This window comes from Halomonas sp. A29 (assembly GCF_046723295.1).
In the GTDB taxonomy this organism is placed as follows: domain Bacteria; phylum Pseudomonadota; class Gammaproteobacteria; order Pseudomonadales; family Halomonadaceae; genus Halomonas.
The window spans coordinates 112,259-136,138 of record NZ_JAXQPR010000008.1; the positions used below are offsets into that span (position 1 = coordinate 112,259).

The 23,880-nt window shown below is 61.3% G+C and carries 25 protein-coding genes; 15 read left to right on the forward strand and 10 right to left on the reverse strand.

All coding sequences use genetic code 11. The features are described from left to right. The first annotated feature begins 21 nt into the window (after positions 1-21). On the forward strand, positions 22-792 hold the full coding sequence (locus SPH52_RS16630) for an NERD domain-containing protein (protein WP_411796165.1): 771 nt from the start codon (positions 22-24) through the stop codon (positions 790-792). A gap of 211 nt (positions 793-1,003) precedes the next feature. Here SPH52_RS16630 and SPH52_RS16635 read toward each other — a convergent pair whose 3' ends face one another. After that, complete coding sequence (locus tag SPH52_RS16635) at positions 1,004-1,261, reverse strand: phage integrase N-terminal SAM-like domain-containing protein (RefSeq protein WP_411796166.1); 258 nt, start codon at positions 1,259-1,261, stop codon at positions 1,004-1,006. Positions 1,262-1,321: 60 nt separating this feature from the next. On the opposite strand from SPH52_RS16635, the gene SPH52_RS16640 reads away from it, so the two are divergent. Beyond that, entirely contained in the window at positions 1,322-1,666 is a 345-nt protein-coding gene (locus tag SPH52_RS16640) for a hypothetical protein (RefSeq protein WP_411796167.1), read from the forward strand. 31 nt (positions 1,667-1,697) lie between these two features. On the opposite strand, the gene SPH52_RS16645 is transcribed toward SPH52_RS16640, so the two are convergent. Further along, a complete protein-coding gene (locus tag SPH52_RS16645) occupies positions 1,698-1,919 on the reverse strand; it encodes a site-specific integrase (RefSeq protein WP_411796168.1) in 222 nt (73 codons plus the stop codon). A gap of 310 nt (positions 1,920-2,229) precedes the next feature. Between SPH52_RS16645 and yidD the strand changes: the two genes are divergently transcribed. From yidD to SPH52_RS16685, 8 genes are all read left to right on the forward strand, one after another. After that, positions 2,230-2,493 carry a membrane protein insertion efficiency factor YidD gene (gene yidD, locus SPH52_RS16650; RefSeq protein ID WP_411796329.1) on the forward strand — a complete coding sequence of 88 codons (264 nt, stop codon included), beginning with the start codon at positions 2,230-2,232 and terminating at the stop codon, positions 2,491-2,493. A gap of 3 nt (positions 2,494-2,496) precedes the next feature. Next, entirely contained in the window at positions 2,497-2,685 is a 189-nt protein-coding gene (locus SPH52_RS16655; protein WP_411796169.1) for a hypothetical protein, read from the forward strand. A 723-nt stretch (positions 2,686-3,408) separates the two neighbouring features. Further along, entirely contained in the window at positions 3,409-3,918 is a 510-nt protein-coding gene (locus tag SPH52_RS16660; protein WP_411796170.1) for a hypothetical protein, read from the forward strand. Between the two features lie 92 nt (positions 3,919-4,010). Beyond that, positions 4,011-4,379 carry a hypothetical protein gene (locus tag SPH52_RS16665; RefSeq protein WP_411796171.1) on the forward strand — a complete coding sequence of 123 codons (369 nt, stop codon included), beginning with the start codon at positions 4,011-4,013 and terminating at the stop codon, positions 4,377-4,379. 489 nt (positions 4,380-4,868) lie between these two features. Continuing rightward, the gene (locus tag SPH52_RS16670) at positions 4,869-5,735 is read left to right on the forward strand and encodes a TIR domain-containing protein (RefSeq protein WP_411796172.1); all 867 of its coding nucleotides are present in this window, start codon (positions 4,869-4,871) and stop codon (positions 5,733-5,735) included. Between the two features lie 90 nt (positions 5,736-5,825). Next, complete coding sequence (locus SPH52_RS16675) at positions 5,826-6,050, forward strand: hypothetical protein (RefSeq protein ID WP_411796173.1); 225 nt, start codon at positions 5,826-5,828, stop codon at positions 6,048-6,050. A gap of 58 nt (positions 6,051-6,108) precedes the next feature. After that, a complete protein-coding gene (locus SPH52_RS16680; protein WP_411796174.1) occupies positions 6,109-6,408 on the forward strand; it encodes a hypothetical protein in 300 nt (99 codons plus the stop codon). Between the two features lie 168 nt (positions 6,409-6,576). After that, positions 6,577-7,062, forward strand: coding sequence for a VOC family protein (locus SPH52_RS16685; protein ID WP_411796175.1), 486 nt, complete (start codon positions 6,577-6,579; stop codon positions 7,060-7,062). Between the two features lie 78 nt (positions 7,063-7,140). On the opposite strand, the gene nirD is transcribed toward SPH52_RS16685, so the two are convergent. The 5 genes from nirD to SPH52_RS16710 all read right to left on the reverse strand — a co-directional run bounded on the left by nirD (position 7,141) and on the right by SPH52_RS16710 (position 13,328). Further along, positions 7,141-7,515, reverse strand: a complete 375-nt coding sequence (gene nirD / locus SPH52_RS16690) for a nitrite reductase small subunit NirD (protein ID WP_411796176.1) — start codon at positions 7,513-7,515, stop codon at positions 7,141-7,143. Between the two features lie 63 nt (positions 7,516-7,578). Next, positions 7,579-10,092 (reverse strand): nitrite reductase large subunit NirB, encoded by a 2,514-nt coding sequence (gene nirB, locus SPH52_RS16695; protein WP_411796177.1) that lies wholly within the window; start codon positions 10,090-10,092, stop codon positions 7,579-7,581. Continuing rightward, a complete protein-coding gene (locus SPH52_RS16700) occupies positions 10,089-11,384 on the reverse strand; it encodes an NAD(P)/FAD-dependent oxidoreductase (RefSeq protein WP_411796178.1) in 1,296 nt (431 codons plus the stop codon). Before SPH52_RS16700 ends, nirB begins: the two co-directional genes overlap by 4 nt. Before the next feature lie 274 nt (positions 11,385-11,658). Then, a complete protein-coding gene (locus SPH52_RS16705) occupies positions 11,659-12,699 on the reverse strand; it encodes a CmpA/NrtA family ABC transporter substrate-binding protein (RefSeq protein ID WP_411796179.1) in 1,041 nt (346 codons plus the stop codon). Then, positions 12,696-13,328: an ANTAR domain-containing response regulator gene (locus SPH52_RS16710; RefSeq protein ID WP_411796180.1), complete on the reverse strand. Its 633-nt coding sequence runs from the start codon at positions 13,326-13,328 to the stop codon at positions 12,696-12,698. Before SPH52_RS16710 ends, SPH52_RS16705 begins: the two co-directional genes overlap by 4 nt. Positions 13,329-13,751: 423 nt before the next feature. Here SPH52_RS16710 and SPH52_RS16715 point away from each other — a divergent pair, with 423 nt between their 5' ends. From SPH52_RS16715 to SPH52_RS16735, 5 genes are all read left to right on the forward strand, one after another. Further along, positions 13,752-16,499 (forward strand): molybdopterin-dependent oxidoreductase, encoded by a 2,748-nt coding sequence (locus SPH52_RS16715; RefSeq protein WP_411796181.1) that lies wholly within the window; start codon positions 13,752-13,754, stop codon positions 16,497-16,499. After that, positions 16,459-17,421: a uroporphyrinogen-III C-methyltransferase gene (gene cobA, locus SPH52_RS16720; RefSeq protein WP_411796182.1), complete on the forward strand. Its 963-nt coding sequence runs from the start codon at positions 16,459-16,461 to the stop codon at positions 17,419-17,421. The genes SPH52_RS16715 and cobA overlap by 41 nt, the downstream gene beginning before the upstream one ends. A gap of 415 nt (positions 17,422-17,836) precedes the next feature. After that, positions 17,837-18,646, forward strand: coding sequence for a formate/nitrite transporter family protein (locus SPH52_RS16725; RefSeq protein ID WP_411796183.1), 810 nt, complete (start codon positions 17,837-17,839; stop codon positions 18,644-18,646). A 49-nt stretch (positions 18,647-18,695) separates the two neighbouring features. Continuing rightward, positions 18,696-20,414 (forward strand): protein kinase domain-containing protein, encoded by a 1,719-nt coding sequence (locus SPH52_RS16730; protein WP_411796184.1) that lies wholly within the window; start codon positions 18,696-18,698, stop codon positions 20,412-20,414. 69 nt (positions 20,415-20,483) lie between these two features. Next, positions 20,484-21,590, forward strand: coding sequence for an AI-2E family transporter (locus tag SPH52_RS16735; protein WP_411796185.1), 1,107 nt, complete (start codon positions 20,484-20,486; stop codon positions 21,588-21,590). A 36-nt stretch (positions 21,591-21,626) separates the two neighbouring features. On the opposite strand, the gene SPH52_RS16740 is transcribed toward SPH52_RS16735, so the two are convergent. The 3 genes from SPH52_RS16740 to SPH52_RS16750 form a co-directional block, all read right to left on the reverse strand. Next, positions 21,627-22,589, reverse strand: a complete 963-nt coding sequence (locus SPH52_RS16740) for an HD-GYP domain-containing protein (protein ID WP_411796186.1) — start codon at positions 22,587-22,589, stop codon at positions 21,627-21,629. Positions 22,590-22,882: 293 nt separating this feature from the next. Beyond that, a complete protein-coding gene (locus SPH52_RS16745) occupies positions 22,883-23,368 on the reverse strand; it encodes a peroxiredoxin (protein WP_411796187.1) in 486 nt (161 codons plus the stop codon). An 80-nt stretch (positions 23,369-23,448) separates the two neighbouring features. Further along, positions 23,449-23,871 carry a GFA family protein gene (locus tag SPH52_RS16750; protein ID WP_411796188.1) on the reverse strand — a complete coding sequence of 141 codons (423 nt, stop codon included), beginning with the start codon at positions 23,869-23,871 and terminating at the stop codon, positions 23,449-23,451. Between the last annotated feature and the right edge of the window lie 9 nt (positions 23,872-23,880).

Genomic DNA, 23,880 nt, shown 5'->3' on the forward strand with positions numbered 1-23,880 from the left:
GATCTCGCAGGTGGACGAACCTTGGATGTTTCGATCCTCTTTGAAGCAGTAAAACCGCTGTGGTGGTTGCTTCCCGTGGCGCTCACCCTGAGCGTCCTCAAGTCTCGCTGGTTCAAGGGCCTGTTCGGCGAGGCGTTCGTCAAGCTGATCGCCAGGGTACGGCTGTCGGCGGAGGAGTACCGAGGCATTCACAACGTCACGCTTGCCACGCCCGACGGTACCACCCAGATCGATCATATCCTGGTCTCCCGCTACGGCATCTTCGTCATCGAAACCAAGCACATGACGGGCTGGATCTTCGGCAGCGAAAGGCAGGGGCAGTGGACCCAGAAGCTCTACCGCAAGACCTTCAAGTTCCAGAACCCGCTGCGCCAGAACTACAAGCACGTGAAAGCGCTGGAAGCCCTGCTCGACGTGCCCTTGGAAGCCATTCACTCAGTGGTGGTCTTCTCGGGTAGTGCCGTCTTCAAGACCAACATGCCGGACAACGTCACCATCGGCGGTGGCTATGTGCGCTACATCAAGTCGTTCCGCGTGCCCGTATTGAACGATTTCCAAGTCCAAGAAGCATTGGAAAGAATCGAAACCGGCCGGTTGGCGCCCAATCGGGAAACGCACCGCAAGCACGTCAAACAGCTCAGGGCCCGCTTCGAATCCAGCTCCGACCGAACCTGCCTGAAGTGCGGAAGCGCAATGGTGCTACGCACCTCGAAACGCGGCGCAAACGTCGGCAACCGATTCTGGGGATGCTCGGCCTATCCCAAGTGCCGGGAGGTGCAGGACGTGGCGTAGGGCCGGGTAACTGCATCATTCGGTTTTTTCTCAAGATTCCTGTACGCAAGCCGATGATTCATAAAGCAAGCCAAAGTAAATAAATGGCTCAAATCGGATTCTAGCGTCATCCGGTGAAGGCATGTAGGCGGTCTGTGATCGTCGGGGAAGGGGGCTGATTAACAGCATCTCCTGGCGGTAGCGTGCCTGAACGTCTCGATGTTCCAGAGGGCTACGCATTCAGCGCTTGGTTCTGTGTGGCGGCTGCCACATAGCGTTCCACCGTAAGGTGCTCCAAGAAGCACGTACCTCGGGGCTTCCCATTCTGGCAGGGGTGTCGCACGCCCTGGAAGCGGATGAAGTAGCGTATCCAGTAGCAGTAGAAATTCTCAGTACGTGGGCTGTCGCGTTTCACACGCATGGTAGCCTTGACGCGGTAAAATCGTTCTAAAGCCGGGCCTTTTATGCATAAAGAGTACGGCTGATACAAGATGCTCTCGATGCTGGTTCATTCGCGAATTTTAGATTAAGTCGAGGAGACTGACATAAAATGACAGAAAAAGAAGGGGAAAAGCTGGTAAGCAGTAAGATTTTAGCAGTCGGTGCTTTGTACATTTTTACCTTTATAGGAGGTCATGCGCTCTATGTAGGTCGATATCGATGGGCGATGCTGTATATAACGCTAACGCTGCTGTTTTGGGGCAGTGCGTTCACACCTGCTTTAGGAAAGGGTGGGGCCTATGTAGACATAGGAACGTATCTGCGAATAGGGATTATGGTGCTCGGTATTATACTTGTGGTTGTTGATTTTGTGAGGATTGTTTTCTTTAAGTTCTGTGTAGTAGACGTGAAGCGAGCGAGCTTTAGTGCTTCGAGCCCCCCCTTCACCCTCTGAATAAAGCCATTACGCGATAGCTGTCGCTGAATCACTTCTTTCCAGTTGCTTCCCCTGGCGTTCCACAGCGAGGTACCAGGAAGGCGCGTACCTCGGAACCTCCCATGCTGGCAGGATGAGGCACGTCATGGAAGCGAATGAAGTAGCGTATCCAGTAGCAGTAGGTTTTCTCGGTACGTGGGCTGTCGCGTTTCACACTCATGGTAGCCTTCACCCGGTCCATCAGCTTCGGCGGTCGCCTGTGCGCGTCCATAAGCTGCTCCTTGCATTCCTTTTTCTGGTTTTTTATACAGCATATCCATTCCGGCTAAATGCGCAAGAACGCGAATTCTGTATAGGTTGCCTAGCTATTCTTAGTCTAATGAGATATCAATGGGTTAGGTGCGCAGCAGCAGGCTAGATAAGATTGTTGAACGCGCCGGCGCGTTCAAGATGATGAACGAGCGTGCTATCCAATATCTGTTATACGAAAATACATCAGAGCATGCATGGACACATTTGAGTTTAACGTCGACGAACAGCTAAGACCTGCAGTTGAGAGAAAGCTGACTGGCACAACTGTAATGGATAGTGAGATTTCGAGTCTTGCTTTGCCTGATGAAACTCATTTAAAACTAGCCGTTATCTTGTTGCGCACCTATCGGAAACTTGCACCAAACGCTATGCGGTGCAGATGTGTATTTGATCCAAGTTGCTCTCATTACAGCGAGCTAGCGTTTAGGCAGCACGGCTTACTAAGTGGAATAAAACTAACATATCACCGACTTGCCAGATGCAAGCCTGGTACTGGCGGAATTGATCTATCACACGTAAAGCATGGAGCTTGAATTATGCAATATAAAGTTGAATCTATTGGCGCAGAGTTTTCTGACAAAGCTATCAAAACACTCGAAAAGCGTTTTGAGTCAAAGGCATCTGAAGGGTTTAAATTTCATTCCGTCTTTCAAGTTTCTCAGCCTGGGTGTCTAGGTATTGGTAAAGGAACAACAACGTATTTAGCCGTTTATGTAAAAGAGTAACGTATAACAATTGGTTCAAACCGTTCGCTGCGCTCACTGGGACGGGCTAAAGCCCGCCCCTTAACCAAACGTTAGCAGCCAACTCAAGAATTCTGCGTATGAAATTTAAAGAAAGATTAATAAAACTGAGCAACACTGCGGGCCGCATTACTCGCAGACTTATAATTTACTTTTTATTTTTGATAAGTAGTACAACCCTGTTTGCTGTGTTAGAGCATCACGCCCAAAACTTAAAATTTCAAAATTTAGGTCTAATCGTGCTTTCGCCTTTAGCAATTCTAATTGCATTTAGCGGCCTAATGTATAATAGAGCAAGAGCAATCGACTCACCATCACAGCGATTCAGAAGCCTTTACTCCGCGGAAAGAACCCTAAGCGCATGCGTTCTCTATCTAGCTGCGCTCATTCTAGGGTTTGCAATAACAGTTCTACTACAGCCATATACCAGCGCGGACACTCCCGCAGCAAAAAGCAAATTCCTCATCTATTATTTCGCACCAATCATGCTCTGCCTTTGGTCGTTTGTAGAGTTTTCCAATGCCCTATTGGCCGCCTCGAAAAATCGGTTCCCAAAGCACTACTCCATCGTCGCCCGACAAGTAAGACGACTACAAAAATAGTGTAGGCTGCTAACAATGCGCTCAAATCGCTCACTTCGTTCGCCGGGACCGGCTAAAGCCGGCCCCTTAGCTTAATCGTTGGGCAGAATAAGTAGGAGGCCGTGTGGCTGAATCAAATGCGGATGTAGGGCAGCGAATTCAGGAGAAGTTCCAGTTCTACATACTGGGTCTAACATTTACGTTGCTCGGGCTAGCAATCCAGACCGCGACGTTTGGTGTTTCTGCGGTTTCAGATTCGCTTGAACTGCTGGGTTGGGCGCTCCTTTTTATCTCCGCTCTAACATTGGCGTCTCGCCTTGAATGGACTCCGCAGATTTACCACCTTTTTGATGTACAGCAAGAAATTGAACAGCAGCAACGCCAACTTCATGACGCACAGTTGCAGGGTACTCAGCATGTGACAGTACGAGGGACAGGAGAGAATATATATATTGAGGAAGTCCTGAGGCGTTTAGATTCCAAACTGAGTACTGCTAGAGGCCAGATTGAGCGAATTGATAAGGGTGCGGGAACGAAGTACAAAATTCACCGCTATGGATTTGTCCTGGGTTTAGGGGCTATTTTGATAGCGCGCGCTTGGACGCCCGCTATCGGGCTCTTCGGAGGGGCATGATATGCCCAACAAGGCCATGCAGTTGACGCTCCTGACGTCGCGCAACTGATGGCTGGCGTTAGGCCCTTATGCATAAGCGCAAAGTTAGGTGGATGCTCACCGCCCTCTTTCTGGGCCCTCTGATTTCGGCTTTAGTATGGATGTCGCCCATCTCGAGTGACTCCGGCAGCTTCGACACGGCTCAGGTACTGGTTATGGCCTTTGCTGTGTACGTTTTTTCGATGCAGGGACTGCTTATTATCGGTATACCTGCCCTCTTGATTGCACATCGTCTCAAGGTGGCTCACTGGTGGGTTGCGCTTGCCGTTGGGCTAGCCGCAGGCAGTATGTTCGGTGTGTTACTCAATCAGAGCGGGGTGTATTTGCTGCGCTACGCCTTGGCTGGTGGAGCACCCGCGGTCTTTACCTGGTGGTGTTGGAACCGTGCATACCAGCATGCCGACACGCGCGTTGAAGCCTAACTGCGCGTTCCAGCGGAACGCACCAGCTAGCGCTGGCGCGTCCGCTGAACTTGGGTGTTATAAGTCATGATGAATTTCACTGCCATAGAAAAGGAAGCCTTGCTCAAGTCGATCCAATATTGGATTGATAAGTGGGATTTTGAATGCCCCACATTGTTTGGTCTCGAAAAGTCCGACCTGATAGAGGTTGTAAAGAAGTGGCCGGCCTCATTGAGTACCGATGAGAAACGCACTTTGACTGCATGTCTTGGAAGCCTTCGAGAACTATTACATGGTGCGAGCGCTGTTTCCAGGGCAGTAGTGCCTGAAATAATAGGCATCCAGTACGAAGAGGCTTCCTCTTTGTGCGGGAAAATTCACAGCGAGTGCCAAAATGCCTTATAACAAGCCGCTCAAATTCGTTCCGGCCACAAAAGGCGTGGCCTCCACCGGACTCGCTAACGCTCGCCGTTTAGCGGGGCGTTAGATTTCTCAAGGGGGTCATGAGTAATGTACAACCTTTTAGTTACTGCCCATGATGGCGCATGGGATCTTCCAGCCTATGAGTACACAAGAGATAGATTTCTTGAGCATACTAATGACAAAGAAAGAACTCTATTTAAGGTTCTCACCGCTGAGCACATTGAGTTGCTAAAATCGTTCCCTTGCCTATTTGCTTATGAAGGTAAGAGTGAACCAGTACGAGTCGGATACATTCGCTCTCTCAAGGAAAGAAGTCGTTCGATTATGATCGAATATGAGTTTGAGAGTGATATTTCCCCAATTCCATTTTCAGACATAGCACCAATTCGCAACCTGCTGGATATAGGCGAATGGGAAATGAATCGTACTCACTGGGCTGTAAAAGATGAAGATTTGTTTGGTCGGTTACATTCAGCCGGGTTAATTGATCGGAAATTCATCAACCCCGTGGGACGAACAGGTAAGCTGGAAGAGCTGAGGTTTAAGGTCGCATTTTCATTCCCGGGCGAAGTTCGAGAATCCGTTCTGTCCATTGTAAATAGATTGAAAAGCTCGCTGCCAGCGGGAAGCATCTTCTACGACGATGACTTTACGGCGCAACTTGCGCGCCCCAATCTCGATAGTCTACTTCAAACTGTCTACCTCAAGAACTCAGATTTGATCGTGGTTTTCCTTTCAGGAGACTACGAAAGGAAAATGTGGTGCGGTATTGAGTGGCGCGCGATTCGGGGGATCATCAACAATAAGAGTGATCATGCAGTTATGTTCATTCGGTCAGATGATGCGGAAATCCCAGGAGTATTTGCACACGATGGGTACATTGACATGAATAGATTCAGTCCCGAGCAAATGGCTGATTTCATACTGGATCGAATCCGCCTCAACGAGCAGTGAGAAATCTAACAATCGGCTGTTGTCGGACGTTCCTACGCTGCGCTCCGGCACGCCGCAAAGCCGGGCGTTAGCACTCAAGGAGCTACATCAATGAAACATACCCAAGAAGAAATAAGCCAAATCTGGGATAACGTGAAGAACAATAAATATGCAGGGTCTTCAGCTCAACACCAGCCGGTGATATGCAGCGACGATGACGCGGAGCAATGTATTAGCATTCCGAACTCAGAGGGCACCGACCGAGAAGTTTATTCACGCAAAAACGAAGATGAAGAATGGAAAGTCGTACCATATGTAGGTGAACGTCACGCATGAAACTGGAGTTAACTTCTTACAAGGCCGGGCGCGGCTACGGTATCAGAAAGGAAAGGTAATGGCGCAGTTGGACAAGCTTGCTCAAATAATCACTCGGCGAAAAGAAAAAAAATTATCTGAGTTAAATTCGGGAATCCTCGCGATCATAGGTTCAGCATCATTTCTTATCGCGGGTTATTGGGGGCTTATGCTGTCGACAGTCGTCCCAGATATGGTGAAAGCGACAAATGAGCATGGTCTCCCTCCGCTGGCAATTGGGCTATGGCTGCTCTTGGGTGGGTATTCGGCTATTGTATGGTATTTTGGCTGCATCGCCTCACGTTGCCATTCTTTATTATACGAGCGTTGGTTCAAGTGATCTGCTGTGCTAACAATCGCAGGCATGGCGACGTCTTTTCCATTGCGGCTTCGCTCCATTCCAAAGCCGCGCATGCTGCGGGCGTTAACCACCCCCTGTCGATTTCGGTCAGCTCCGTTCGACGTTAGATTGCTACTCACAGCAATCACCGACAGAAGGGAGCCGATCATGAAGAACATGGCAAAGAACACGATCTGCCTTTGGTACGACGGCGGCGCTGAGGAAGCCGCGCGATTTTATGCCGAGACCTTCCCCGATTCGTCGCTCGATGCGGTGCACCGGGCCCCTGGGGATTACCCCTCGGGCCAGGAGGGGAGCGTCTTGACGGTCGAGTTCACCGTGCTGGGCGTGGCGTGCCTCGGGCTGAACGGCGGGCCTATGTTCAAGCACAGCGAGGCGTTCTCGTTTCAGGTGGCGACTGAGGACCAGGAGGAGACGGATCGCTACTGGAATGCCATCGTCGGCAATGGCGGCCAGGAGAGCGAATGCGGGTGGTGCAAGGACAAGTGGGGCATCTCTTGGCAGATTACGCCGATCGCGCTGACGAAAGCCTTCACCAGCCCCGACCGCGCCGCGGCCAAGCGGGCGTTCGATGCCATGATGACGATGCAGAAAATCGACATCGCCAAGATCGAGGCCGCCTTTCGCGGTTGAGAAAAAAGGACGGGCTTACCCAAAGCCGCCGACGCTACCCCAGCGTCGGCGGCTTTTTCTTTTCTATGGCCTCAACCCTCACGCTTCGATCCACACCTCATCGCCCTTGAAGCTCACCTTCCAGGTGCGCAGTTGCACGCTGTCGTCTTCCAGGCACTGGCCGTCTTCCAGGCGGAAGTGCTGCTTGTAGATCGGCGAGGCGACGACGAGCTGGCCCTTGAGGTCACCGACGATGCCGCGGGCGATGACGTTGGCGTTGGAGAAGGGGTCGTGGTGGTCGAGTGCGTAGAGTTCCTGCGCCTGACCGGGAAGGTAGAAGACTGCCACTTGGGCGGGGCCTACGGGGGTTTCCACCCAGGCGGCGACGCCGGAGAAGGGCACCAGGTCGGCGCGGGTGCAGAGGGTTTGCCAGGTTTGGGTCATGGTCTTGGCTGCTGCGTTGGCGATTGTCATAAGATGATTCCTAGCAATGGTATCGGGAAATCGGCGAGCGATTCGCACGCACAGCCATTTCCTTTAAGCCGGGCGGAGCTGGCCGCGCTCGGTGGTATAGATAATGTCCGGGTCCGGGCGCGCGTCGTTGACGAAGCTGCGGAAGCGCTTGAGCTTCTCCGGGTCGCTGATGGCGTTGGCCCATTCGCACTCGTAGGTATCGATCACGGCCTGCATTTGCCGGTCGAGTTCTTCGCCGATGCCGAGGCTGTCCTCGAGGATCACCTGCTTGAGGTAGTCCAGGCCGCCTTCCAGGTTCTCGCGCCATACCGAGGTGCGCTGCAGGCGGTCGGCGGTGCGGATGTAGAACATCAGGAAGCGGTCGATGATGCGGTAGAGCTGTTCGTCGTCGAGGTCGGTGGCGAACAGTTCGGCGTGGCGCGGGCGCATGCCGCCATTGCCGCACACGTACAAGTTCCATCCGTTCTCGGTGGCGATCACGCCGATGTCCTTGCTCTGGGCTTCGGCGCACTCACGGGTGCAGCCGGAAACGCCGAACTTGATCTTGTGCGGCGCGCGCAGGCCCTTGTAGCGGTGCTCCAACTGGATCGCCATGCCCACGCTGTCCTGCACGCCGTAGCGGCACCAGGTGCTGCCCACGCAGGATTTCACCGTGCGCAGCGACTTGCCGTAGGCGTGGCCGGTCTCGAAGCCGGCTTCGATCAGCTCGCCCCAGATCGCCGGCAGGTCTTCCAGGCGGGCGCCGAACAGGTCGATGCGCTGGCCGCCGGTCACCTTGGTGTAGAGCTCGTACTTCTGCGCCACCTGGCCCAGCACCACCAGCTTGTCGGGGGTGATCTCGCCGCCCGGCACGCGGGGAACGACGGAGTAGGTGCCGTTCTTCTGCATGTTGGCCATGAAGGTGTCGTTGGTGTCCTGCAGCGGGATGTGGGCTGCGTCGGTGATCGGCTCGTTGAAGCAGGACGCGAGTATCGAGGCCACCGCCGGCTTGCAGATATCGCATCCGAGACCGTGACCCACCTTGGAACCATGCTTTTCCATCAGTTCGCTGAAGGTCTTGATGCTCTCCACCCGCACGATGTCGTAGAGCTCCTGGCGGGTGTAGTGGAAGTGCTCGCAGATCGACTTGTCGACCTCCACGCCGCGGCTCTCGAGTTCGTGATCCACCAGGTTCTTGAGCAGGGCGGCACAGCCGCCGCAGCCGGTGCTGGCCTTGGTCGCGCCCTTCACCGCGCCGAGGTCCACGGCGCCGGCGTCGATCGAGGCGCACACGTCGCCCTTGGTGACGTTGTGGCACGAACAGATCATTGCCGTTTCCGGCAGGGCGTCCGGCCCCAGGGCGGGGGCGGCTTCGCCACCGGCGGGCAGGATCAGCGCGGCCGGGTCCTCGGGCAGGTCGATGCGGTTGGCGTAGTACTGGTGCAGGGTGTCGTAGTAGCTGTTGTCGCCCACCAGCATGGCGCCCACCACGCGCTTGCCGTCGCTGGAGACCACCAGCTTGCGGTACTGCTGCTTGATGGGGTCAAGGAAGCGGTACTGCCGCGCGCCGGGAGTGCGGTCGCCGTGGGCATCGCCGATGGAGCCCACGTCGACACCCATCAGCTTGAGCTTGGTGCTCATGTCGGCGCCGGCAAAGGTGGTACCACCTTCCAACAGCGTGGAGGCGGCGGCCTTGGCCATCTGGTAGCCGGGGGCCACCAGGCCGAAGATGCTGTTGTTCCACAGCGCGACCTCGCCAACGGCGAGAATCGCCGGGTCGCTGGTCAGGCAGTTGTCGTCGATCACCACGCCGCCGCGCTCGCCGATCTCCAGGCCGCAGTCGCGGGCCAGTTCGTCGCGGGGGCGAATGCCGGCGGAGAAGACGATGAGGTCGGTCTCCAGCACCTTGCCGTCCTGGAACACCATGCGGTGGCGGCTGGCCTCGCCGTCGACGATCTCCTGGGTGGCGCGCCCGGTGAGTACCTGGACGCCGAGCGCCTCGATCTTCTCGCGCAGCAGTTCGCCGCCTTCGCTGTCGACCTGCATCGGCATCAGGCGCGGGGCGAATTCCACCACGGCGGTGTCGAGGTTGAGCCCGCGCAGGGCGTTGGCGGCTTCCAGGCCGAGCAGGCCGCCGCCCACCACCACGCCGGTGGTGGCGGTCTCGGCGGCTTCGCGGATGGCGTCGAGGTCTTCCAGGGTGCGGTAGACCAGGCAGCCTTCGCGCTCGTTGCCGGGAATCGGCGGCACGAAGGGGTAGGAACCGGTGGCCAGCACCAGGCGGTCGTAGGCGTAGCGGCCCTGTGGCGTCACCACTTCGCCCTTGTCGCGGTCGATCTCGGTGACCGCCTCGTGCAGGCGCAGCTCGATGCCGTGCTCGGCGTAGTACTCGGCGGTGGAGAGTGCCAGCGAGGCGGCGTCGCGACCGCTGAAGTACTCGGAGAGGTGCACCCGGTCGTAAGCCAGGTGGCGCTCCTCGCCGAACACGGTGACTTCATAGCGCTGCGTGGCGCCCTGTTCGACCAGTTGCTCGACCAGGTGGTGGCCGACCATGCCGTTGCCGATAACGATCAGTTGCGGTTTAGCGGGCGTGTTCATGCGGCCTCCTTCGCGGGGCTTTGCGGTGATTCGTTCAGTGCATCGTCGAGCAGGAGTTGGGCATCGGCGGCGCCGAGCAGCAGGGCCGAGCGGCAAGCGGCCAGGTCGCGGCTCGCCAAGGCCTGCTCGAAGTACCAGGGGCCGGAGGCGGTGTCGCCGTAGAGCACGGCGCCTTCCAGGCGGCCGTCGCGCAGCAGCAGGCGGCGGTAGTCGCCCTGCTGGGGGTCGCGATAGCTGAGCACTTCATGGTCGGCTTCGGGATCGGTAGGGCCGAAGGCGTAGAGCGAGACGCCGCTGACCTTGAGCTTGGTGGCAGTGGGTGCTTCGACGTAACCGGTGCCGGGCTTGCCACAGAGACAATCGGCAAGTACCTCGACCTGACGCCAGATCGGTTCGACCAGGCCGTAGAGGTTGCCTTGATGCTCGCAGCACTCACCCAGGGCGTGGATCGCGGGGTCGGAGGTGGTCAGCCACTCGTCGACGACCACGCCGCGGTTGACGTCGAGCCCGACGCTGCGGGCAAGCGCCGTGTTGGGCACGATGCCGATGGCCACGACCACGCAGTCGGCGGCGAGCCGGGTGCCGTCGGCCAAATGCGCGGCGCACACCTGGCCGTCGGCGCCGGCTTCCAACCGTTCGAGCTGGGCATCGATATGAATATCCAGGCCGCGGCCACGCAGCTCCTTCTCGAGCAGGCGCGCGGCGGTGAGGTCGAGCTGGCGGTTCATCAGGCGGTCGTCGCGCTGCAGCAGGCTCACCTGCATGCCACGCTTGCGCAGGCCTTCGGCGGCTTCCAGGCCGAGCAGGCCGCCGCCGATCACCACGGCATTGCTGCCTTGTTCGGCTGCATTCGCCAGGGTGTCGGCGTCGTCCAGGTCGCGGAAGACGTGAACGCCCGGTAGCTCCAGCCCCGGCACCGGCGGGCGGGCCGGATTTGAGCCGGTGGCCAGCACCAGTCGGTCGTAGCCCAGTTCGCGGCCGGCATCGGTAGTCAGGCGCCGCGCGCTGCGGTCGATGTTCTCCACGCGCTCACCCAGCACCAGCTCGATGCCTTGTTCGGCGTACCACTCGGCGTCGCGCAGGGTGAGTGCCTCGCGCTCCATCTCGCCGGCCAGCAGGGGGGAGAGCAGGATGCGGTTGTAGGCCGGTGTCGTTTCGGCGCCGATCACGGTGATGCGAGCGGGTCGCTCCGGCCGGGCGACGAGCGCTTCGACCAGGCGATGGCCGGCCATGCCGTTGCCGACGATGACCAGGTGCTCGCTGGATGTCGTTGCGGGATGTCGCTGACCCATGGCTGACAGCTCCTCTCGATGCGCTTGCAGTAATGACGGGGCTAAAACGCAACGACGCCTCGGCGCGACCCCTATCGATCTGGAATCGAATCGGGAAGCGCAGAGACGTCGTTGTCGCGTTCAATGTCGGGCGACCGTCATTGGCCGCCGTTTACTCCATGAGTTTCAAGAACCCGGCCAGAATGCCGAAAGGGAGAAAATTTTACTTAGCGTACAGTGGCTTGGAATGGAGAGAGTGGCCGGCGTGAGTGCGTGCTCCCGCCGGCCATGCACATCACTGGTGCGTTGCGGCATCGAAATGCACAGGGCTGTAGCATGCCGCCAGCAGTGCCGGATCGAAGCGTCCACCCGCTTCTTCCAGCTGCCTGACGATGGGCGCGGCGAAATGCAGCGCTGCCTGCGGGGTGGGGCGCAGCATGTCGTTGCCGTAGAGCTGCTGATGGATCGGCGCAGCATCGAGGTCGAGCGATTCCAGGTGGCGCACCGAGCGATCCAGATAAGGCGGCAGGGCGAGCCAGCCGAGCGCCTGGCGGCGATTTTCGGGCGAGGTGGAAAGCCATTTGCTGGCATCGCGCAGGGCACGCAGCAGGGCGGCCAGCGTGGCCGGGTAGCGCTGCGCCCAGGAGCGCGTCACGCCGAGGACCTTTTCGGGGTGATCGGGCCACAGCTGGGCGCCGGTAGCCACCAGTTGACCCGTGCCGCAGTGGCGGGCCAGGGTGCCCCAGGGTTCGCCGGCACAGAAGCCGTCGATCTGCCCGTCGCGCAGGGCTTCCACCATGCGCGGCGGTGGCAGGGCGACCAGCTCCACGTCGCGGTCGGGGGCGATGTCGCCCAGGGTGAGCCATTCGCGCAGCTGGTAGTGCTGGCAGGAGTAGGGGTAGACCATGGCCAGGCGTGGGCGCTTGCCGCTGCCCGGCCCGCGCAGCCAGTCGCCCAGGGCCAGGGCGCTGTCGGAAGGGCTGTCGGTGAGTTCGGCACCGCTGGCCTCGCTCAGCGGCGAGGAGAGCGTCACGGTATTGCCGTTGCGGCTGAGCAGCAGCGGGGCCAGGGTATCGCAGGGCGCGCGGCCCAGCCCCATGCTCATGGCCAGCGGCATGGGGGCGAGCATCTGGGCGCCATCGAGCAGGCCGGCGGCGACCTTGTCGCGCAGGGTGGCCCAGGCGTTCTCCCGCGACAGGCTGACGTCGAGCCCCTGGGCGGCAAAGCAGCCCCGTTCGCGGGCGACGATCAGCAGGGCGGCATCGATCAGTGGGACGAACCCGAGGGTGATGCGCTCGAGTTCCGGCGAGGTGGCGTGGTGTTGCGGGCGGCTCATGAGCGGGATCCCCGTTTGTCGGCGGCTCGCCCTGGGGGCGAAATCGGGTTCAAGCGGTCGAGAATGTCGATGACGTTGTCTGCCACTTCGGCGATGCGTTGGCCGCGGTCCATGGCCAGCTTGCGCAGCATGCGGTAGGCCTGCTCCTCGTCGCAGTCCTGGTGCTTCATCAGCAGGCCCTTGGCCCGCTCGATGCGCTTGCGCTCGGTCAGTTGGTTGCGCGCCTTGTCGAGCTCCTGGCGCATGCTCTGGAAGGCGTCGAAGCGGGCGATGGCCACCTCGACGATGGCTTCGACCCGCTCGGGGACCAGGCCGTCCACCACATAGGCGCTGACGCCGGCCTTGAGCGCGGCCTGCAGCATGTCGGAGTCGTGCTGGTCGGCAAAGAACACCACCGGGCGCGGGTTCTCGCGGTTGAGCAGGGCCATGCTCTCGAGGGTGTCGCGGTCGGGGCTCTCCATGTCGATGATCACCACGTCGGGCTGGTGGCGCTCGACCATCTCGTTGAGGCTGGCCGGGCTCGAGAGCCGGCAGATGACCCGGTGCCCTTCGGCCATCAATGCCTCCTCGACCATGGCGGCACGTACCACCTCGTCGTCAACCAGCAATATGTTCAAGGGGGATGGCATGGTGGCGTCGCTCATTCCTGGCTAAGGCGTCTACCAACTTTCTAGCAAGAAGCATTCCAATTGCGGCTTCCCAGGCGACTTCCACCCTGCGGCAAGTGCCTGCCGCGAGTGTGATTGATGCGGCGCAGCATGGAAATCGCCTCTCCAGCACCAGTCTGGTGCATTCAGCCGTCGGCCGTGCCGGTGCATGGTGCGCTGCCGCATAATGAGGACGCCTGAGGTGCAACGGAGGAAAATGCATCTGGCTGAAACGCGCCGATTATTCGCCACATGGCATGCTTTCTGCTTGATATGAATCAGGTAAATTCAATGGGGCGCAATGTTCAGCGCCCCGAGCGGCAACGACGCCCGCCAACCGCCACCCCCTTGTGGGGACGGCCGTTGGCGGGCGTTGTCGTTTCGCGTCAAGACAGGAGATTCGCCATGCGTGAGGCCCGAACCACTTGCCCATACTGCGGCGTCGGCTGTGGCGTGCTGGCCAGCGTCGAAAACGGCGAGATCGTCGACGTGCAGGGCGACCCGGAGCACCCGGCCAACTTCGGACGGCTGTGCGTGAAGGGCTCGGCCCTGCACGAGACGCTGGGCAGCCATGGCCGCTTGTCCCAGCCCCGCGTCGACGGCGTCGAGGTCGACTGGGAAACAGCGCTGGCCACGGTGGCCGAACGGCTCACGGCGGTGCAGGCCACCCGTGGCCGCCAGGCGGTCGCCGCTTACCTTTCCGGGCAGCTGCTGACCGAGGACTATTACGTCGCCAACAAGCTGTTCAAGGGCTTTCTCGGCACGCCGCACCTGGATACCAATTCGCGGCTGTGCATGGCCTCGGCGGTGGCCGCCCACAAGCGTGCCTTCGGCGCCGATGCCGTGCCGTGCAGCTACGAGGACCTGGAAGAGGCCGAGCTGGTGGTGCTGGTGGGTTCCAACCTGGCCTGGAACCATCCGGTGCTCTACCAGCGCCTGAAGGTGGCCAAGCAGCGCAACCCGCTGCTGCGGGTGGTGGTGATCGACCCACGGGTCACCGATACCTGCGAGATCGCCGACCTCTATCTGGGACTGAAGCCGGGTAGCGACGCCCGCCTGTTCACCGGGCTGCTGGCGTGGATGGCCAAGCGCAACAAGCTCGACCGGGTCTACCTGGAAGCCCATACCCAGGGCTTCGAGGAAGCACTCGCCGCGGCGCGGGAGCAGGATGCCAGCGTGGAGGCCATTGCCGCGGACTGCGACGTCGATTCCGAGCGCCTGGAAACCTTCTTCTACTGGTTCGCCAGCCACCTGCACGTGGTCACGCTGTTCTCCCAGGGCGTGAACCAGTCCTCCAGCGGCACCGACAAGGGCAATGCCATCATCAACTGCCACCTGGCGGGCGGCAAGATCGGCCTGCCCGGCGCGGGACCGTTCTCGATCACCGGCCAGCCCAACGCCATGGGTGGGCGCGAGGTGGGGGGGCTTGCCAACCAGCTCGCCGCCCATATGGACTACGACACTCCCGGCGCGCGGGATCGCGTCACGCGCTTCTGGGCTACCGGGCGGTTGGTGCCGTGCCTGCCCGACGGCCCCGGGCACAAGGCGGTGGCGCTGTTCGAGGCGATCGAGCGCGGCGAAGTGCAGGCGCTGTGGATCATGGCCACCAACCCGGCTGTGAGCCTGCCGCGGGCCGACCGGGTGCGTGCGGCACTCGAGAAGTGCCCGCTGGTGATCGTCTCCGAGTGCATGGCCGACGCCGACCTGCTGGCCTATGCCGATATCGTGCTGCCGGCCTCGAGCTGGTCGGAGAAGGATGGCACCGTGACCAACTCGGAACGGCGCATATCGCGACAGCGCGGCCTCCTGCCGCCGCCGGGGGAGGCGCGCCACGACTGGTGGATCGTCTGCGAGGTGGCCAAGCGGCTGGGCTTCGGCGAGGCCTTCGACTACGCCCACCCGAGCGAGATCTTCGACGAGCACGCCAGGCTCTCCGGCTTCGAGAACGGAGAAGGCCCTGGCGAGGGCCGCCGGCTGTTCGATATTTCCGGCCTGGCCGGGCTCGACCGGGCCGCCTACGACGCCCTGGCGCCGATCCAGTGGCCGGTGAATGCCGGCGCCCCCCATGGCACCGCCCGGCTGTTCATCGACGGCCGATTCGCCACGCCGGACGGTCGTGCCCGCATGCTGCCGGTGCGCCCGCGCCCACCGGCCCAGGCGCTGGACGACGCCCGGCCGCTGCGGCTCAATACCGGGCGCATTCGCGATCAGTGGCACACCATGACCCGTACCGGGCGGGCGCCGCGGCTGATGAACCACCGCGCCGAGCCGTTCATCGAGATCGCCCCGGAAGATGCCGCCGAGCTGGGCGTGGCAGAGCATACGCTGGCCCGGCTGGAGGGGGCGGGCGGCAGCTATATCGGCCGGGTGCGGGTGTCGCGCGGTCAGCGCCGCGGCGAGGTGTTCGTGCCGATGCACTGGAGCCGCCATTTCAGCGCCACGGCGGGCATGGGGGCGCTGCTCGAGCCGCACCTCGACCCGATTTCCGGCCAGCCGGAATCAAAGCACGGCGCAGTGGCGCTGGAGCCGTTGCGGGTGGGCTGGGAGGCCACGCTGCTGGTGGCCGACGACCTGGGCGTGGCGCAGGCGGCCTGGTGCGACGAGAGCCGCTACTGGGCGCGCATTCCCTTGGGTGACTGCCAGCGCTGGCAGCTGGCCGGCGGTGAGCCAGAAGCGGCGGAGCGCGACTGGCTGGCCTGGCTGGAAGCCGAGCTGCCAGTGGCCCCCACGCTGTGGTGCACCGACCCCGCCAGCGGCCGCCTGCGCGCCGCCGGGGTCGATGCTGCCGGCCGTCTGCGCTGGTGGTTCATGTCGGGGCCGCCCAGGGAGCTACCGAACCTCGCCTGGCTGGCCGCGCGCTTCGGTGAGGCTACCAAAGGCGAGGGCCTGGAGCCGCCGCATCGTCGCCGCCTGTTGGCTGGCTGCGACGACGGCGCCGCCAACCAGGGGCCGGTGGTCTGTAGCTGCCATCAAGTGGGTCAACGCGCTATCCTAGGGGCCATACGCGAAGGCGACGACAGCGTCGAAGCGCTGGGCGCCAGGCTGGCTTGCGGTACCCAGTGCGGAAGCTGCATTCCCGAGCTGAAATCGCTTATCGAAGAGGAGAGGGCCCATGCGAGCGCTGAGCCAATTGAAGTCACTGCTGTCGCCTGAGCTGTTCCGTAAGGCACAGCTATCGAAGGCGCAGCTATCGAAAGTGCTGGGGCAGGCGGCTTTTTCGAGGCTGCACGGCCTGGGGCATATCGTGCGCTCGCCGTTCGGCCGCTCCACTCGCGCTGTCGCACCCACCGTGACCCTGGACGGCGACTGCCATGCCGGCCGTGTCTACCTGGTGGGGGCGGGCAGCGGCGATGTGGAGCTGCTGACGCTCAAGGCCGCACGGCTGCTGCAGCAGGCCGACGCGGTGGTCTACGACCGCCTGGTGGGTGACGACGTGCTGGCGCTGATTCCTGCCGGCCACGAGCGTTACTACGTGGGTAAGGAGCGTGGCCATCACAGCGTGCCCCAAGCCGAGATCGGCGCGCTGCTGGTGAAGCTGGCTGGGCAAGGCAAGTCGGTGGTGCGCCTCAAGGGCGGCGACCCCGGCGTGTTCGGGCGCATGGGTGAGGAACTGGCCGCGCTGGCCGAGGCCGGGGTACAAGCCGAGATCGTGCCGGGCATCACCGCCGCCTCGGCGGCCGCGGCCGGCATGGGCATTCCGCTGACCGACCGCGCCCACGCCCAGCAGCTGCGCTTCATCACCGCGCAGCTGTGCCGCAAGGATGGCGAGCCCGACTGGGCCGAGCTGGCGCGCCAGGACGAGACGCTGATCTTCTACATGGGCCTGACCAAGGTCGATGCCATCTGCACCGGGCTACGCCGTGCGGGGCTGCCCGACGACTGGCCGATCATGCTGGTGGCCAATGCCAGCCTGCCCGAGCAGGCCTCGCTTGTGGGTACCCTGGCCGACATGCCGGAACAGCTCGCCGCCAAGCCGCTGCCCTCGCCGTGCCTGATCGTGGTCGGCAGCGTGGTGCGCATGGTCGCGACCAGCCCGGCCGCGGCGCAGCCTGCTGCCGAGCCGCTGGTACGCTGAACCCACTCATCCGCTGGCCCGCCCGCTGCACCAAAGGCGGGCGAGCGGCACCCGCCTTGCACCGTCATGAACGCTCGGCTTGCTGACGCGAGGCAAGCCGCGTCGCCGAACTCGCCCAACCGGACTGCGCTGAACGCTGGCAAGTCGCCACTATCACGCCTGATTCTAATTTTCCTGAATACTTGGGTGCCAAACTGGCATGCAACGTGCTTGTTATCAGGCATGGGCCGTTCGTGTCCGCAGGTATCAGGTCAACGACGATCGACGTCCTGCCTGAGCGGTCCCTGACACAGCAACGAATCGCAGTAAGAAACCAGTGACGAACACAGGCAAAGGCGCCTGGAGCCGGCTTTCGGCTCCAGGCGCCTTTGCGTTCGTACGCCAGCCACGACCACTTTGCGAGACATTGAAAGCCATGTCCTATCTGCTCCCTTCCGAATTCGCGACCAAGATGGTGGATGCCGGCGAGTCCAAGCTCTACATGGCCACGCGGGATGCGCTGCTGCGCTCCTTCATGGCCGGCGCCATCCTGGCCCTGGCCGCCGTGTTCGCCGTCACCATCACCGTGCAGACCGGCTCGGCCATCCTGGGCGCCGCCCTGTTCCCGGTGGGCTTCTGCATGCTCTACCTGATGGGCTTCGACCTACTGACCGGGGTGTTCGTACTTACGCCCTTGGCCTGGCTCGATAAGCGGCCGGGGGTGACCATCAATCGAATCCTCAAGCACTGGGGGGTGGTCTTCACCGGCAATCTGCTCGGGGCGCTGACGGTGGCTTTCCTCATGGCGATCGTCTTCACCTATGGCTTCTCCACGCCGCCGGATGAGGTGGGCGTGGCGATATCCGAGGTGGGCAAGGATCGTACCCTGGGCTACAAAGAGTTCGGCGCCGCGGGCATGCTGACAGTGTTCATCCGCGGTGTGTTGTGCAACTGGATGGTTTCCCTCGGCGTGGTCGGGGCGATGATCTCGACCACCGTGGGCGGCAAGGTGATCGCCATGTGGATGCCGATCATGCTGTTCTTCTACATGGGCTTCGAGCACTCCATCGTCAACATGTTCCTGTTCCCCTCGGCGCTGATGCTGGGCGGCGATTTCTCGATCATGGACTACATGATCTGGAACGAGATCCCGGTGGTCGTCGGCAACCTGGTCGGGGGTATCTCGCTGACCGGCCTGACGCTGTACGCCACCCACGTGCGTACCGCACCGCTGCGTGACATCTGAGCGAGGCGTTGTGTTTACCCAGCGCGTGCTTGCCCAACGAGGGACGAGCGTGACGAGCCGCCTGCGCGTTGCCCTGGGCCAGTGTTCGGAACCGGGGCGCAAGCCGGTCAACCAGGACTTCCACGGTGCCTACGTGCCGCATGAGCCGCAGCTTTCGGCGAAGGGCATCGTGGTGGCGCTGGCCGATGGCATCAGTACCAGCAGCGTGAGCCAGGTCGCCAGCGAAGCGGCGGTGAAGGGCTTCATCGAGGACTACTACTGCACGGCCGAGAGCTGGACGGTGAAGAAGTCCGCGCAGCGGGTGCTGATGGCGACCAACTCCTGGCTGCATGGCCAGACCCGGCGCAGCGAGTTTCGCTGGGACAAGGATCGCGGCTATGTCTGCACCTTCACCGCGCTGGTGCTCAAGTCCGCCACGGCCCATGTCTTTCACGTCGGCGATGCGCGGCTCTACCGGTCGGTGAGTGGTGGCCTGGAGCCGCTGACCCATGAGCATCGGGCCTGGCTCTCGGCGGACAAGAGCTGTCTCAGCCGGGCGATGGGCGTCAGCGAACAGCTCGAGATCGACTACCAGGCGCTGCCCATCGCGGCCGGCGATCTGTTCCTGCTGATGACCGATGGCGTCTACGAACACCTGAGCGAGGCGCGTATGCACCAGATCCTCACCGAGCACGCGGCGGACCTGGATGCCGCTGCCCGCGCCCTGGTGCAGGCAGCCTTCGATGCGGGTAGCGATGACAATCTCACGGTGCAGGTCGTCAGGGTGGAAGAAGCGCCGCTGGGGGAGGCCGGCGAGCTGGGTTCGGGCGTGGCAGCGCTGCCGTTCCCGCCCCAGATCGAACCGCGCATGCTCTTCGACGGCTACCGCATCGAGCGCCGTGTGCACGCCAGCCATCGCAGTCACGCTTTCCTCGCGGTAGACCTCGACACCTCGGAACGCGTATTGATCAAGGCACTGGCAACCGAACTGCGGGAGGATCCGGCCCACGTGGAGCGCTTCCTGATGGAGGAGTGGGTCGCCCGGCGCATCGACAACCCCCACGTGGTGAAGGCGCACCGGTTGCAGCGTCGTCGAAGCTATCTCTACAACGTCACGCAGTATCTGGAGGGGCGCACCCTGGCCCAGTGGATGCGCGACAACCCGCGCCCCGAGCTGGAGACGGTGCGTGGCATCGTCGAGCAGATCGCCCGCGGGCTACGGGCCTTCCACCGCCTGGAGATGGTGCATCAGGACCTGCGTCCCAACAACGTGATGATCGATGCGGCGGGCACCGTCACGCTCATCGACTTCGGTTCGGTGCGCGTGGGCGGGATAGCGGAAAGCCGGCCGGGGCAGGGCAACGAACTGCTGGGCACGGCGGGCTATACCGCACCGGAGTGCTTTCTCGGTGAGCCGGCGACACCGCGTTCGGACATGTTCTCGCTGGCGGTGATCGCCTACCAATTGCTCACCGGGGCGCTGCCCTACGGCACCGAGGTCGCCAAGGCGCGCACTCGCGCGGCGCAGCGGCGGCTGGCGTATCGCCCGGCGCTTGCCACCAATCGCGATTTGCCGCCATGGCTCGACGAGGTGCTCAAGAAGGCGCTGCACCCCCAACCCGAGCGGCGCTTCGAGGCGCTCTCGGAGTTCGTCCACGAGCTGCGCCAGCCCGGCCCCGCCTTCCTCAAGAAGGCACGCCCGCCGCTGATCGAACGCGACCCCGTGCTGTTCTGGAAGGGCGTTGCCGCGCTGCTGGCGCTCCTGGTGCTCGTGCTGCTGCTCGAGTGAACCTGCTAGGCTAAAGCTGCATGGCGCCCGGAATGGCGCCGCTTGAATCTAGCCAGGCAGGGAGCCGACATGGCCGACAACAAGGAGGGTGGCGCCAAGAAGAGCGGCGTCAAGGAAGGCGGCGTTGAGACGATCTCGAGGTTCACCAGGCGGGCAATGATCTTTATCGGGCTCGCCAGCCTGGTCGCGATACTGCTCTATTTCGCCGCTCAGCTTCTCGATGTGCTTCTGCTGGTGTTTGCCGGCGTTCTGGTTGCCGTGTCGATCGATGGCGCGGTGCGTCTGTGCCAGTGCTACTTGCCGTTGTCACGTCAGTGGGCGTTGTCGCTCGCGCTGGCACTTATCGGCCTGCTGTCGTTCGGACTGTGGGCGCTGGTGGGGCCGCGCATGGCAGAGCAGATCCCGCAGCTGTTGCAACAGCTGCCCCAAGCGTTTCAACAGCTTCTCGCCTTGATGCGCGATCTGCCAGGCATCGAAACTGCGCTGAACGAAGTAGAGGAGCCGGCTCAGTTGCTCGGTCAGCCACTCATCGACCGATTCACTGGCTTTTTCTCCACTACCTTCGGCGCCATCGCCAGTTTCTTCCTGATCCTGCTGATAGGCTTCTACCTGGTACTGAGCCCGGCGAAGTACGTCAGCAACATGGTAATGCTGTGTCCGCCTGCCCACCGGGAACGCATGCAGCAGGTACTGTGCATGCAGGGCCGCGCGCTGCGCCTGTGGCTGCTCAGCCGGCTGGTGTCGATGGCATTCGTCGGGCTCTGTATCGGTATCGGCTTGGCCTTTCTCGGCGTGCCCATGGCCGGTGCCTTGGGTCTGATTGCGGGGCTATTCACCTTCATTCCCTACTTGGGGCCGATTATTGGCGCCATTCCCACCGTGCTGATCGCGTTGCTCGAGTCGCCCGAACTCGCGCTCTACGCCGTCGTGCTCTACTTCGTGGTGGAAACGCTGGAGTCCAACCTGGTGATGCCGCTGGCGGCGAAGGGCATGGTGCGCCTGCCGCCCGCCTATACCGTGGTCGTTCAACTGGCCGGGGCGGCCGTGGCCGGTGTGGCGGGCGTGATTCTCTCCACGCCGCTGGCGGTAGTCGCCGTGGTGGCGGTGCAGGCGCTCTACATCAACGACGTGCTGGGCGATGAAATTGAGGTGCTGGGAGGGCGCAAGGAAGAGTAGCGGCTAGGCCGCACTGCTCATGCGCCCTCTGCGCCTTTACTCAGGTGTCGCTTCTGCATCTCCTGGGCGGTAAACCAGAATCGTGAAGCGCGTGCCCTCGGCCTCTTCCAGGTTCATGAGTTTGTTCAGCAGATGCTGATTGAGCCGCTTGCCCTCATGTAGCAGCAACATGCCGCTGGTGGAGTGGATGTCCTTGGCAAGGATCATGCCCGGTTTTACCTGGCGGGTTTCCAGGGCCAGCACCGCTTTGCCGCCGGTTTGCAGTTCGGGGGTTTTCTCGCTGCAAAGCTTGACGAAGGCCTGGCAGAGTTCGGGATCATAGATGCGCCCGGCGAACTTGCGCAGCAGTGACAATGCCTGTGGGCGAGGCACCTGGCGTGGTAGAACCATGCCGCGCTGAAGCTCGATGAAATCCACGGCGATACCCAGCAGGCGCGCCCCATAGGGGATGGCTTCACCCTCCAGCCGATCGGGAAAACCGCTGCCGTTCCAGCGCTCACGGTGGTGGCGAATGATCCTGCCCACTCCCTTCAGGCGATGCAGCGCTATCACCAGGCTCTCGCCCATGATGGGATAGTGCTGATAGGTGACTCGCTCTTGGGCGGAAAGCTGCTCGGAGGGGGTGGAGATCAAGTGGTCGTCCCAGGTCAGCTTGCCCAGGTTGTAGAGCGTGGCTGCCAGGTGTAGGTCTTGCTGCAGTGCTTCATCCAGGCCGTAGGTCTCGCAGAAGGCGCTCAGCAGCGCGTCGACCTGATCATTAGGCTGTAGCGAGCGTGGCAGGCGCTGATGTATCAGGTCGGAGAGCATGCGGGCGGTGCTTACGTGCTGATGAAGGAGCTCATCGTATGTGGTCTCCAGCATCGCCTCGGTCTGTGTGAGCTCCTGCTGGCAGGCCTCGATACGCTGCTCCAGCAGAGCATTGAGCCCAAGAAGCGTTTGATTCTCGTCCTCCAGCGCCTTGAAGCGAAGCAGGGAGTCGATCTGCGTGAATAACACCATATCCGCTGGCTCAGAGGCCAGGCATGCCAGGGCAGCCTGAACGTTGTCCGAGCTTTGGACGGTATAGCCTTCTTGTTGCAACGATTCTGGCAGTGGCGATGTAGCCTGGGGATCGTCATCGACCAGGATAAGCTGTGTAGTTGGTATAACGGTTTGCGTGGATGACAGGTCTTGCGACAACTCTGGATTGCGTGTCGCCTCGTCGTCCATAGCTTCCTCCCCATTCTGGTGAGAACTGCGCCGAAACGGCTTTCACCTTGAGTTATCGGCAGACGGGAAGGAAGCTTTAGGGATCAGTTTGGAAGTTGTTCGAGGATGGTATCGACGCTGCTCTTGTCGACCACGCCGCGTTCGGTGTCGATGCCCACATAGGTGACCACGCCATCCTCGGCGATCAGCGCGAAGCGCAGGCTGCGCACGCCCATGCAGGCGCCGCTGGCGTCTTTCTCCATGCCGAGGGCGTGGGTCAGTTCGGCGTTGCCGTCGGCCAGCATCAGGATCGCCTCGGCGTTCTGGTCCTTCTGCCAGGCGCGCATCACGAAGGCGTCGTTGACCGCCATGCAGGCCAGGGTGTCGACCTTCTCCAGCACCTTGTCGGCCTTGATCACGAAACCGGGCATATGAGTATTCGAGCAGCCGGGCGTGAAGGCGCCAGGCACGCCGAACAGTACCACGCGCTTGCCGGTGAAAATCTCGCTGGTGGAGATGTCTTCGGGACCATCGGGGCCGATGGTCTTGATCTTCACGTCGGGGATCTTGTCGCCTACGGAAATGGGCATTGGCAGCTCCTGATCATGTCGTTGGTGGGAACACTGTAGTGCAATTCGGCAACCGGTTGCGTTGCCGAGTGTAGCCTTGGTCAGGTGCCCTGATAGGCGTCGAAGACTTCTTGACCGGTCATGTTGCTGGTCTCGTTGGCGAAGCGGTAAAACGCCGGTTTCTGGTCGATAAAGATCTGGGAGTCGAAGCTCCATGCCTCGCCGCCGTCTACCAGGCCTACCGGAATGGCATAGTGTTTGCCGGTCTTGAGACGGTAGAAAAGGTGGGTGCCGCAGCGCCGGCAAAAGCCCCGTTCGGCCCACTCGGAAGAGGTGTAGACCGTGATGTTCTCTTCGCCTTCGATCTCGACGTCACTGACCGACTCCAACGCCAGCAACGGGCCGCCGCCCCAGGTACGGCACATGTCGCAGTGGCAGGCGCCGACGTTCTGCTTGCTTACGGCCACGGCAACCTTCACTGCTCCGCACAGGCAGCTACCGCGTGCATTCATTCCGTCATTCATGGACTTCCC